The following is an 11,551-nucleotide window of genomic DNA, read 5'->3' as shown; positions in this document are numbered from 1 at the left end:
GCCGCCGCAAGGCTATGGTTGAAGCATTTTGTCAACGCGACCTAGCGCGCGCAGCATGTTGCCGAACGTTTTTGCCAATTCTAAGTCATAGGCTAAATCGAATGCGTCCTCCCATGATGAGCGGTCCGGGTGCTGGTGCATGGTTGGAAGCATGCGCGCAACGATGACCGCGTTGACCATGCCGTGCTCCAGCACTTGTGCTTGGTACATTGCCTGCCCGTATCGCGAGTAGACCTCCTGGATTTGCACCGAGGCTTCATCTTCAGCTGGCCAAACTGCGCCAGGTGGGTATCCGTCCATCAAATTACCTTTGCCAGTCGAATGTCAGGCCCAGATACCGCCGAGCTGCGTCTGCCGCGTAGTCCCTATAAAATCATATGCCTCCCCTGTAGGAGGGGAGAACCAATAGAGCAGCAAGAGGTCTGTGGAGCCCCCCTGCTCGAACGCACTATTCGATGCATATTGGATGTTCTCTTGGAACTGAGAAGTGGCTCGGTTTGTCTGAACAGCTTTTGACGTTTGATAAGTGGATCGTCTGCGGTTTGGTTGTTCAAGCTGGCGCCTACGGGGCTTCATGGAGGTCGGGCGTAGCCCGGCCGGAGTGACGCCCGCAAGTCGCGGCCAATTCACGCTGCCACGGCCTGCGGCAGATTGTCAAAATAGGTTTGATCGGGCGTACGCCCGCCAAGGCTCGAATGAGGTCTCCGGGCGTTGTAGAAGCCCAAGTATCGGCCGATCGAACTGCGCGCTTCGCTGACGCAAGCGTAGGCGTGCAGGTAGACTTCCTCGTACTTCACCGAGCGCCACAGCCGCTCGACTACGACATTGTCGCGCCAGGCGCCGCGGCCGTCCATGCTGATGGCGATGCCCTCGCGCCGCAGCACGCCGGTGAAGGCCTGGCTGGTGAATTGACTGCCCTGATCCGTATTGAAGATCTCCGGCCTGCCGTAGCGCGCCAGAGCTTCCTCGAGCGCTTCCACGCAAAAGTCGGCCTCCAGCGCAATCGAAATCCGGTGACTGAGGACCTCGCGGCTGAACCAGTCAACGATAGCGACGAGATAGACGAAGCCACTGACCATGGGAATGTAGCTGATGTCTGTCGCCGAGACCTGATTGGGCTTCACGATCGGAAGTTTGCGCAGAAGATAGGGGTAGATCTTGTGCCCTGGCGCCGGCTTGGAAGTGCTGGGACGGCGATAGACGGCCTCGATCGCCATCTTCTTAATCAGGCTCGCGACGTGGCAGCGGCCAATCGTGATATCCTCCTGACGAAGAAAGTCGCGCATCATCCGGCTGCCTGCGAACGGAATCGCCAGATGCAGCGCGTCGATGCGACACATGATCGCAAGATCTTCAGACGAAACCGGCCGCGGCAAATAATAGACACTGCCCCGGCTGATCCCCAGTTCCTTCGCCTGCCGCTTCACGGGCAAGGTATGCGAGCGGTCGATCATCGCTTTGCGCTCGACAACAGACCTGCCTTGCCGAGCGCGCCTTCCAAAAAATCATTCGCCAACGTCAGCTCGCCGATCTTGGCATGAAGTGTCTTCACGTCGACGGCCGGTTCGTCCGACACCTTCTCCGAGCCGAACACGCCCGCCGCCCCTTCGAGCAACTGCATGCGCCACGTCGTGATCTGGTTGGGATGCAGATCATAGTAGTGCGCCAGCTCTGCCAGCGTCTTCTCACCCTTGATCGCGGCAAACGGCACCTTCGCCTTAAATGCTGGACTGTGGTTGCGCCGGGGTCGTCTGCTCTTTCTTTGCTCCTGTCTCGCAGCCTTCCTGGCTGCCTTCAGGCAGAAAATCCAATTATTTCCGTGTGCAGATTCTCCAGGCCACCTCTATCACTGTGGACGGTTCGCGAGATCCAAAGAAGGTCGCTGCGGCTATCGCCAACGGCAATGTGAGTTTTCTCACGTTCAAGGGCGAATTTATAAAGCCTGAATTTTTTCAATAGGGCGCGAACTGACGGAGGAATGCGATCGTATCCTAGGACAGGCTTCTTTGAGATCATGGATCCCGAGCCATTACAGAAGCTGTCAGACAGTTGTGAAGTAAAATGGCGAAGGCTGGTGGGCTCCTTGACGTAATGCATGACAACGGATGGCCGCTATCTGCCATTTTCACTCCGAAGACGACATTCGCCTACCGGCCCATCGACGACACTTCGGATAGGCCGCGCCGTATGCAACGGCCAACCTTCATAGATTGAGGTGAAAAGGCAGGACTGCGCTCGACAGTTTGGGGAGCCCGAGGGCGATGGCCCTCGGAATTCAATTTCTTTCCGCTTTTTCAGCCGCATTCTCGGATAAGTCACACGAGAGGGCGCCGGCAGCGCCTTGGCCTTGCGCGCGGTGAGATTGGATTTTCCTACACCGGGGCGCCTGGGGTATTCTCTCCGTTCGCTCTGCCGTGTCGGGGCGGTCGGAAAGGTAAGGGATGCGTGGCGGTACAATTCTGCAGGGGCCGGATGGCGGGGCGGGCTGGCGCAGGGTGACAGGTGACACGATGTTCCCCTGGACAGTGTCAACTGTGTCAACCTGGGTGTCACCCTTGGGCCGATAGGGGCATCAAATCGGGGCGGAGGCGCTAAGATCGTGCGCGGGGGTGGCTCGCGGCTTGCTGAATCCGTCTTGCTGGCCCTATAGGCGCACCCGAACAAGGCCGCGCACCTCCCGCGCGCGGCTCGAAAGCGCCGGGTTGCCCGATCTGCCGTCCGGCCATTGGAGTTTGGAAACGTTCACATGCAGGATACCGACCGCGACCTGTTGCCCGAAGGGCTTGGAGACCGTCTGCCCGCGCAGGCCCGTGCCGCACAGCATGTGCGCCGCGTGGGCCATGACGTTCTGGCCAGCCACGGCTACGCGCGCGTCGAGCCGCCGCTTCTCGAATTCGAGAAGTCGCTGGCGAGCCGCATGGCCGGTGTCCAGGCGCGCCGCATGTTCCGTTTCGTCGATCCCGCGTCGCTGCGCCTTCTTGCGCTGCGCTCGGACATCACCGCGCAAGTCGCGCGCATGGCCGCAACCAGCCTTGCCACCGCGCCGCGCCCGCTTCGCCTGTCCTATTCGGGCCCGGTCTCGACCATCAAGGGCGACGGCCTCGACCCTGCGCGCGAGCGTCTGCAGCTGGGCGCCGAGCTGGTCGGCACCGACACGGTTGCGGCGGCTGCCGAGATTGTGGAGCTGGCCATCGAGACCCTGGCGAGCGCCGGGGCGACCGGGATCTCGGTCGACTTCACGCTGCCTGACCTTGTCGACACGCTGAGCGCCGGGCCGCTGCCGCTGGACGGTGCGCAGATCGAGAAGGTGCGCGAGATGCTCGATGCCAAGGATGCAGGCGGGCTCGTCGACGTGGGCGGCGAGGGCTATCTCCCGCTGCTCTACGCGGTCGGCCCGTTCGAGAGCGCCATCGCGCAGCTGGAGTCGTTCGAGGCGGGCGGAGCGCTCGACAGCCGTATCGAAGGCTTGCGCGCCATTGCCGCGCGCGTGGGCGGCAAGGCCCGCCTCACGCTCGACCCGTCCGAGCGCCATGGATTTGAATACCAGTCCTGGTTCGGCTTCACGATCTATGCCGAGGGCATTTCGGGCAGCCTGGGCCGGGGCGGAACCTACCAGATTCTCGGCCAGGCGGGCGAGGAGCCCGAGGCCGCGACCGGCTTCTCGCTCTATCCCGACCCGCTGATCGGCGCGCTGGCTGCCACCTCGGACGAGCCGCAAAAGCTTTTCCTGCCGCTGGGTTACGACGTGCAGGTGGCCGCGCAGCAGCGCGCCGTGGGCTGGATCACGCTGGCCGCGCTGTCGGACAGCGACGATCCCCGTGCACTGGGCTGCTCGCACGTTCTGGAAGGGCGCGAGGCGGTCGCGCTCTAAGGGGCATTACGACCTCGCGGGCAATGCAATTCCCCGCGAGGCGGCCTTCATGGCAATTCTATTGCAGATGGGGGCGTCCAAACCTTGCCCTTGGCGCCACCTTCCCCTAGGGCGCGCCTCGGAACTTCAATTAGCAGTGAAAGCGTGAAGCGTTGGCAAACGTAACGGTGATCGGCGCCCAGTGGGGCGATGAGGGCAAGGGCAAGATCGTGGACTGGCTGGCCAGCCGGGCCGACGCGGTTGTCCGTTTCCAGGGCGGCCACAACGCCGGGCACACGCTCGTCGTGGGCGAGCAGGTCTACAAGCTGTCGCTGCTGCCTTCGGGCATCGTGACCGGCACGCTGTCGATCATCGGCAACGGCGTCGTGCTCGATCCCTGGCACCTCAAGTCCGAGGTCGAGAAGCTTCGTGGCCAGGGCGTGGAGATCAACGCGGACAACTTCGCGATCGCGGACAACTGCCCGCTGATCCTGCCGGTCCACCGCGAACTCGACGGTCTGCGTGAAGCGGCGGCGGGTGCTGGCAAGATCGGCACCACCGGTCGCGGCATTGGCCCGGCTTACGAGGACAAGGTCGGCCGCCGCGCGATCCGCGTGTGCGATCTGGCCCATCTCGACGCGCTCGAGCCGCAGCTTGATCGCCTCTGCGCCCACCACGATGCGCTGCGCGCCGGCTTTGGCCAGCCGCCCATCGACCGCGAAGCGCTGCTCAAGGAACTGGCCGAGATCGCGCCGTTCGTGCTGCAGTTTGCAGGGCCGACCTGGCGCCGTCTCAACAAGGTCAAGAAGGCGGGCGCCCGCGTCCTCTTCGAAGGCGCGCAGGGCGTTCTGCTCGACGTCGACCACGGCACCTACCCCTTCGTCACCAGCTCGAACACGGTGTCGGGCACGGCGGCGAGCGGCTCGGGTCTTGGCCCTTCGGCCACCGGCTTCGTGCTGGGCATCGTCAAGGCCTACACCACGCGCGTGGGCTCGGGCCCGTTCCCGACCGAACTCGACGATGAGACCGGCCAGCGCCTTGGCGAACGTGGCCATGAATTCGGCACCGTCACCGGCCGCAAGCGCCGCTGTGGCTGGTTCGACGCGGTCCTGACCCGTCAGTCCTGCGCCATCTCGGGCGTGACCGGCATCGCGCTGACCAAGCTCGACGTCCTCGACGGCTTCGAGAAGGTCAAGATCTGCACCGGCTATCGCCTCAACGGCAAGGTTCTGGACTACTTCCCGAGCCACGCCGCCGACCAGGCTGCGGTCGAGCCGATCTACGAGGAAATGGACGGCTGGCAGGGCACGACTGCGGGCGCGCGTTCGTGGGCTGACCTTCCCGCGCAGGCGATCAAGTACATCCAGCGCGTGCAGGAACTGATCGAGACCCCGGTCGCGCTGGTCTCGACCAGCCCCGAGCGTGAAGATACCATCCTCGTGCGCGATCCCTTCGCGGACTGAACGCACGCAGTGCTTTGCTCCGCATACGTGCGGACTGGCGGCCCGCTGAGGGCCTGATAGGATCGGGGCATGCGCTGGCTTGCCCCGATCCTTCTGTTTTGGGCCCTGGTTCCCGCTGCGGCGGAGGCTCCCGGGCCGTTACCGGAACTCGACTTCCTGCGCGTCACCAAGTCCGCGCGCACCCTGGAACTCTGGCAAGGAGAGCCAGATGAGGGCGGTCGTCTCGTCCACGTGATCGAGGGGCTTCAGTTCGGGGACAATCCGCAAGGCCACAAGCGCTTCGAGGGGGATGAGCGTACCCCTGAGGGGCGCTACGTCATCGATTGGGGCAATCCCAACTCGCGCTACCATCTCTCGCTGCACATCTCTTATCCCAACGCAGCCGACCGGGCCTACGCGAAGGCGCGGGGGCGTTCACCGGGCGGGATGATCATGCTGCACGGCCAGCCCAACGGTTGGGGGGAGGGGCGTGTGCCGGGGGACTGGACCGATGGCTGCATTGCGCTTTCCAATGCCGAGATCGAGGCTCTGTGGGAGGCTGTACCAGATGGCACGCCCATCGAGATCCGCCCCTAAAGGTGCTTCCAGTCCTGTCGGCGCGGCTGTGCGGGACACGCCTTGGCCCTTTCTTTGGGTTGCAAAAAAAGGCATTGCTGCAATGTAAATTGCAAAGCACACCCTGTTGCGGAAAAAGCTTAGGAGCCTAACTAAGCATCCATGCCTCACCGCGATTCCCTGTCCGCTGCTCTGCCAGCGCATGTCATGTCCCTTGCCCGCAGCTGGCGGCAGCTGGCCGATCGGGTGCTGGCTTCGCTCGAGATCTCCAATTCGACCGGGTACGCGTTGCTCCACCTCGAGCGTCGGGGTGGGGGCATGCGCCAGTCCGACCTGGCGCGCGAGATCGGTATTACCGAGGCCTCGCTGGTGCGCACCTTGCAACACCTCGAACGGGCGGGCCTTGTCTCGCGCGAAGGTGATCCCGAGGATGGCCGCGCCAAGATTCTTGATCTCACGAGCGAAGGCGCACGCCTTGCGCGCAAGATCGATGCCCGGCTCATCGAGCTGCGCGCCGAGTTGCTCGACGGGATCAGCGAGGAGGACCTCGCCACCACGGTCGAGGTTCTCGATCTCGTCGCAGCCCGTATCAATGAGCGGCGCGCACGCACATGACCAACCGCTGGGGCATCAATGCCGCGGTGTTCTCTCTCAAGTGCTACATCGCTTCCATGCTGGCGACCTTCATCGCCTTCTCGATCGGTCTGGAGCGCCCCTACTGGGCGTTCCTTACCGCCTACATCGTCTCGGGTCCGTTTGCGGGCGCGGTCGTCTCGCGTGCGCTGTTCCGCCTGATCGGGACCTTTGTGGGTGCGAGCTTTTCGATCTTCATCGTGCCCCCGCTGGTGCACAGTCCGGTGCTGCTCGTCAGCGCGATGACCTGCTGGCTGGGGGCTTGCGTTTTCCTTTCGCTGCTGGACCGCAAGCCGACTTCGTACATGTTCGTGCTCTCGGGTTACACGGCGGGCCTTATCGTGTGGCCGATTGTCGATGCCCCGCAGCACATCTTCGATGTTGCGACCTTGCGCGCGCAGGAGATCGCCATCGGCATCCTCTGCTCCGCGCTGATCCACGGCGTGGTCCTCCCGGGCTCGGTGTCGCGTGCGCTGGCAGGGCGCATGGCGGCGATTCTGAAGGACGCGGAGGTCTGGAGCCGCGACACGCTGGACCTCGAACCCGATCCGAAGATCGATATCGAGCGTCGCCGTCTGGCCCAGGACATCACCGAATTGCACCAGCAGTCGGTTCATCTTCCCTTCGAGACCACCCAACTTGCGCCGCGCGTGAAACTGGTGCGCGCGATGGAGGACAACCTCGCCCACCTCATGCCGCTGGGCGCGGCCATCGCCGATCGCATTGCCACCTTGCGTGCGCACGAGGCGCTGCCCGAGAACACCATGGCGCTGATGGCCGATATCCGCAGTTGGATCGACACGCTGAATGACGACCTAGAAGCCATAGAGGAAACCGGCGATGCCCTGATGGTGCGCTGCTCGGAACTGGAACCGGCGATTGATGCCCAGAGCGACTGGGTGGCCTTGCTCCACATGAGCCTGGTCGCGCGGCTTGGCGAGCTGGTTCGTGCCCACCTCAACTGCCGGGTGCTCAAGGCGCAGTATGTCGCGCCCTCGACGCGTCCGGTCTCTCCCCGCATTCCTGCGCTTCTCGCTGATATCGGCGAGCGCCAGCTCAATCGCGACTACACCGGGGCGGCGCGTGCGGCGGGCGGCGCGATGCTGACCGTCGTTGTCGGCTCACTGATCTGGCACTTCAGCGGCTGGAGCGATGGGGGCACCTTCCTGATGCTGGCCTCGGTTTTTCCGGCGCTGTTCGGGGCGATGGATAACTCGCTTCCGCCGGTCATCGGCTTTTTCAAGGGAACGGTTCTTTCGGTCATCATCGCGGGCGCCTACGGCTTTGCGATCTTGCCCATGCTTGACGGTTTTCCCGAGATGGCGGTTGCACTGGCGCCGGCGCTTCTGGTGCTGGGCGCGCTGATCGCCAATCCGAAGACGGCCGGATTTGCACTGCCTACGATGTTGGGGCTGGGAAGTCCCTTCATCATCTCGGAACAATACGGCGCGGATCTGGGGCCCGGGGTGCCTGCAACCTTCGCGACCTTCCTCAATTCACAGATGGCAACGTTCGTGGCGATCTTCTTTGCCGCGGGTATGATCCGCATCATTCAGACAGCGGGCGTTCATCACGCCATCCAGCGCAGCTTGCGCGCGGGCTGGAACGATCTGGCCGAGCGCAGCAACCGATGGGCCCGCCCCAACCTGCAGGGCTGGATCTCCCGCATGCTGGACCGCCAGGCCCAGCTCGGACCGCGGCTTAAGGCGGCAGGCAAGGCTCCGGTGGAGCCGCACTACGACATCTTGCGCGATCTGCGCGCAGGTGTCGCCGTCGGCGAGTTGCGTGCCCTGCGCCTGGATATCGACAAGACGCAGCACGCGCCACTTACGGACGTGCTGGTGGGGATGCAGGGCTATTACCGCAAGCTCACGCCCGAGGAGCCGCCCACTGACGATCCCACGCTGTTGGCCCGGATCGACGCGGCTCTTGCGCGCTTCCAGGCCAATCCCGTGGAAAGCGTACGCCGCCGCGCCGCATTGCCCCTGATCACCCTTCGTCGCACCCTTTTCGCCGACGCTCCGCCATTCACGGGCGTCTCCACCCCTCCCGGAGGAAAGCCATGAACGGAGAGTTCTCGCTTAACGGCATCTACGTGCCGTCTCTGCTGGTCTTCGGGATCATCGCGTCGCTTTGCACGATTGTCCTGATCCGGCTGTTCAACCGCTTCGGCATCTACCGTTTCGTGGCCTATCGCGCGCTGGTGGACTTCGCCCTCTACGTCATCGTCTTTGGTGCCGTGGCCTTTCTTGCTCCCCATTTCGGTTTCGCCCCATGAAAAACATACTCGCCATGATCGGCCGCAGCGCGGCCACCATCGTCATTGTCCTCATTGCCCTCGCGGTCGCGATCTGGATGTGGAACCACTACGAGCGCAGCCCCTGGACGCGCGACGGGCGGGTGCGGGCCGAAGTCGTGCGCGTGACCCCGGATATCTCCGGTCTCGTCACGTCGGTCGAGGTCACGGACAACCAGAAGGTGAAGGCGGGCGACCTGCTCTTCGTGCTCGACAAGCCGCGCTATACGCTGGCGGTCGAACAGGCGCAGGCCGGGGTGGCGAGCGCACAGGCGACACTGGCGCAGGCCCGCCGCGAGGCGAACCGCGACCGCGCGCTGGGTGACCTTGTGGCCACCGAGACCCACGAACAGAACCTCGCCCGGGTTCAGACCGCGCAGGCCGCGCTCGCCGAGGCGAAGAGCGCGCTTGATGGTGCAAAGCTCAATCTGGAGCGCACGCAGGTCGTGGCGTCGGTCGATGGCACCGTGACCAACCTCGACCTGCATCCGGGGGACTACCTTGCCGCGGGTAACCAGGCGATGGCGCTGGTCGACCGCAATTCGCTGCGTATCGAGGGCTATTTCGAGGAGACCAAGCTCCCCATGATCCGCATCGGCGCGCCGGTGACGGTCCACCTGATGGGTGAGGAAAAGGATCTCAAGGGCCGGGTCGAGAGCATCGCCGCGGGTATCTCGGACAGCTCGCGCGGGAACGCCAGCAATCTCCTGCCTGACGTCGAGGCGACGTTCGCTTGGGTGCGTCTGCCCCAGCGCATCCCGGTGCGCGTGAAGCTGATCGACGTGCCCAAGGACGTGCGCCTCGTGCTGGGCCGCACCGCGACGGTCACGGTCGAGCAGCATGAGGGCGGCAAGACCAACGCAAAGTCGGAGGCAAAGTGATGCGCACGCTGCGTTCCTACGTCGCCGTTGGCGCGCTGGGGCTGGCCTTGGCCGGCTGCGCGACCGCAGGGCCCGACTACACGCCGCCCGAGCAGTCCGTGGCGAACACTCCGGCCGCGCAGGGAGCCTTCGACGCCGGTGACGACGCCGCCTTCGCGCAGGCCGATCTGCCCGACCACTGGTGGCGGCTCTACGAGGACCCGCGTCTCGACGCGCTGGTGGAGGAAGCGCTGAGCGCCAATGCCGACCTGCGCGCGGCCGAAGAGAACGTCCTTCGCGCCGATGGCGTCGTGCGTGAGCAGGCGGGCGAGTATGGTTTCGGAACCGAGCTTGCCGGTAGTGTTCAGCAGGAGCGCAACTATTCGCTGCGTTCGGCCAACACCAACCTGCCTGGCGTGCTGACCGGAACTTTTGGTCTTTCGGTTACCTATCCGCTCGACCTGCACGGCAAGATCAAGCGCGGCATCGAGGCGAGCCTGGCAGACCGCGCGGCGCGCGAGGCGGCGCGTGACACGGTGCGCACGACGGTCGCGGCGGCTACCGCGCGGGCTTATGCCAATGTCTGTGCGAGCAACTACCAGATCGCGACCGTGAAGAAGGTGGTGAGGCTGCAGGAAGAGACACTCGATGCCACGAAGCGGCTCCAGAAGGGCGGGCGTGGCACCAGCTTCGATGTCAGCCGGGCGCAGACCGCTGTCGATGCGAGCCGGGCGAACCTTCCGGCACTCTACGCCCGGCGTAAAGGTGCGCTCTATCTGCTCGCGACCCTGCTCGGAAAGGCGCCTGCCGACTATCCGCGCGACGTCGAGAATTGTGCGAGCCTACCCCGGCTTTCACGCCCCTTGCCGATAGGTGACGGAGCAGCCTTGATCCGCCGCCGTCCCGATATTCGTGAGGCCGAGCGCATGATTGCGGCCGATACCGCGCGTATCGGCGTGGTGACGGCGGACCTCTATCCCTCGATCAGCCTTGCGGGTGGGATCATGGCGTTCAACCAGGCGAAGAACCTGCCCAAGCAGGAATCGCTGAGCTTTGGCCTGGGGCCCTTGCTCAGCTGGAGCTGGCCCTACCAATCCCAGGTCCGTGCCCGGATCGACCAGGCGAACTCGCAGGTGCGCGGCGATATCGCCCGTTTCGATGCGACGGTGCTGGAAGCACTGCGCTCGGCCGAAACTTCGCTGGATGAATACGCCCGGGGCCGCGAACGCGCGGCTGCACTGGGCAAGGCTGCGGACAGTGCCGGGGTTTCGGCGGCGCAGGCGAACAAGCTGTTCCGCTTTGGCCGTGCGGATTTCCTCTCGCTGCTGACCGCGCAGCGCGAACTGGCGAGTGCGGAAGTTTCCCACGCCGCGGCTGAAGCGGCCCTGGTCGACAACCAGATCGCCGTGTTCCTGGCGCTGGGCGGTGGCTGGCAAAGGGACGCAGACGAAAAGGCCGCCGCCGCGCAGGCGGCTGCAGACGCGTCCCAAGCTCCGGGAACTTCCAAGGCAAACTGACCGCGCGAGGGGCGGTCAGGCCGGGATCAGAAGTCGACCGCGATACCCTTGAGCACCCAGTCGCCGTAGCGCGTGGGGGAGACGCCTTCGGGCTCTTCCCCTTCAGGTGCTGTGGTCTTGGTCTCGCCCGTGGGCTCGGGCGCAGGCTCGTTCGTCCAGTGTGCGGGCTTCACGAAGCCTTCGGGACGGGTTGTTGCGCGCTTGATCATGGAGCCCCTACTGCGACGACTGGCGGGAAAAGGCAATCGCCTGTAAGGCGCGGCGATGGATATTCCCGGTCTTCCCGCGCGCCGTGCCGCGCTTAATCTCATCGATGCCGTGCTGCGGCGGGGCGAAACGCTCGACCAGGCCGCCAGCTCGGCGCTTTCGCGCGTGCG

The 11,551-nt window shown here is 64.5% G+C and carries 11 protein-coding genes; 8 read left to right on the top strand and 3 right to left on the bottom strand.

Annotated features, from left to right (window positions below; all coding sequences use genetic code 11):
* Window positions 1-12 precede the first annotated feature (12 nt).
* Both MTR65_RS08615 and MTR65_RS08610 read right to left on the bottom strand, forming a co-directional pair.
* Window positions 13-300 carry a hypothetical protein gene (locus MTR65_RS08615; RefSeq protein ID WP_243799159.1) on the bottom strand — a complete coding sequence of 96 codons (288 nt, stop codon included), beginning with the start codon at window positions 298-300 and terminating at the stop codon, window positions 13-15.
* A gap of 326 nt (window positions 301-626) precedes the next feature.
* A protein-coding gene (locus MTR65_RS08610) for an IS3 family transposase (RefSeq protein ID WP_243799161.1) occupies window positions 627-1,798 on the bottom strand; the annotation gives its coding sequence in 2 pieces (ribosomal slippage) (window positions 627-1,507 and window positions 1,507-1,798; 1,173 coding nt in all).
* A 948-nt stretch (window positions 1,799-2,746) separates the two neighbouring features.
* Between MTR65_RS08610 and MTR65_RS08605 the strand changes: the two genes are divergently transcribed.
* The 8 genes from MTR65_RS08605 (at window position 2,747) to MTR65_RS08570 (ending at window position 11,174) form a co-directional block, all read left to right on the top strand.
* Window positions 2,747-3,871, top strand: a complete 1,125-nt coding sequence (locus tag MTR65_RS08605; protein WP_243799157.1) for an ATP phosphoribosyltransferase regulatory subunit — start codon at window positions 2,747-2,749, stop codon at window positions 3,869-3,871.
* Between the two features lie 152 nt (window positions 3,872-4,023).
* Window positions 4,024-5,313: an adenylosuccinate synthase gene (locus MTR65_RS08600; RefSeq protein ID WP_226637363.1), complete on the top strand. Its 1,290-nt coding sequence runs from the start codon at window positions 4,024-4,026 to the stop codon at window positions 5,311-5,313.
* Window positions 5,314-5,382: 69 nt separating this feature from the next.
* Window positions 5,383-5,889, top strand: coding sequence for a L,D-transpeptidase family protein (locus MTR65_RS08595; RefSeq protein ID WP_243799156.1), 507 nt, complete (start codon window positions 5,383-5,385; stop codon window positions 5,887-5,889).
* Between the two features lie 186 nt (window positions 5,890-6,075).
* Window positions 6,076-6,483 (top strand): MarR family winged helix-turn-helix transcriptional regulator, encoded by a 408-nt coding sequence (locus MTR65_RS08590; protein ID WP_226637359.1) that lies wholly within the window; start codon window positions 6,076-6,078, stop codon window positions 6,481-6,483.
* Window positions 6,480-8,567, top strand: a complete 2,088-nt coding sequence (locus MTR65_RS08585; RefSeq protein ID WP_243799155.1) for an FUSC family protein — start codon at window positions 6,480-6,482, stop codon at window positions 8,565-8,567. The genes MTR65_RS08590 and MTR65_RS08585 overlap by 4 nt, the downstream gene beginning before the upstream one ends.
* Complete coding sequence (locus MTR65_RS08580; protein ID WP_039392694.1) at window positions 8,564-8,779, top strand: DUF1656 domain-containing protein; 216 nt, start codon at window positions 8,564-8,566, stop codon at window positions 8,777-8,779. Before MTR65_RS08585 ends, MTR65_RS08580 begins: the two co-directional genes overlap by 4 nt.
* Window positions 8,776-9,678: an efflux RND transporter periplasmic adaptor subunit gene (locus tag MTR65_RS08575; protein WP_243799154.1), complete on the top strand. Its 903-nt coding sequence runs from the start codon at window positions 8,776-8,778 to the stop codon at window positions 9,676-9,678. Before MTR65_RS08580 ends, MTR65_RS08575 begins: the two co-directional genes overlap by 4 nt.
* The gene (locus MTR65_RS08570) at window positions 9,678-11,174 is read left to right on the top strand and encodes an efflux transporter outer membrane subunit (protein WP_243799153.1); all 1,497 of its coding nucleotides are present in this window, start codon (window positions 9,678-9,680) and stop codon (window positions 11,172-11,174) included. Before MTR65_RS08575 ends, MTR65_RS08570 begins: the two co-directional genes overlap by 1 nt.
* A 26-nt stretch (window positions 11,175-11,200) precedes the next feature.
* Here the strand turns inward: MTR65_RS08570 and MTR65_RS08565 are convergent, their stop codons facing one another.
* On the bottom strand, window positions 11,201-11,383 hold the full coding sequence (locus MTR65_RS08565) for a DUF1674 domain-containing protein (protein ID WP_052322424.1): 183 nt from the start codon (window positions 11,381-11,383) through the stop codon (window positions 11,201-11,203).
* Window positions 11,384-11,551 lie beyond the last annotated feature (168 nt).

Source organism: Novosphingobium mangrovi (genome assembly GCF_022818885.1).
Lineage (GTDB): Bacteria > Pseudomonadota > Alphaproteobacteria > Sphingomonadales > Sphingomonadaceae > Novosphingobium > Novosphingobium mangrovi.
The sequence above is the reverse complement of the archived record's forward strand: the minus strand, read 5'-3'. Positions and strand labels throughout refer to the sequence as shown.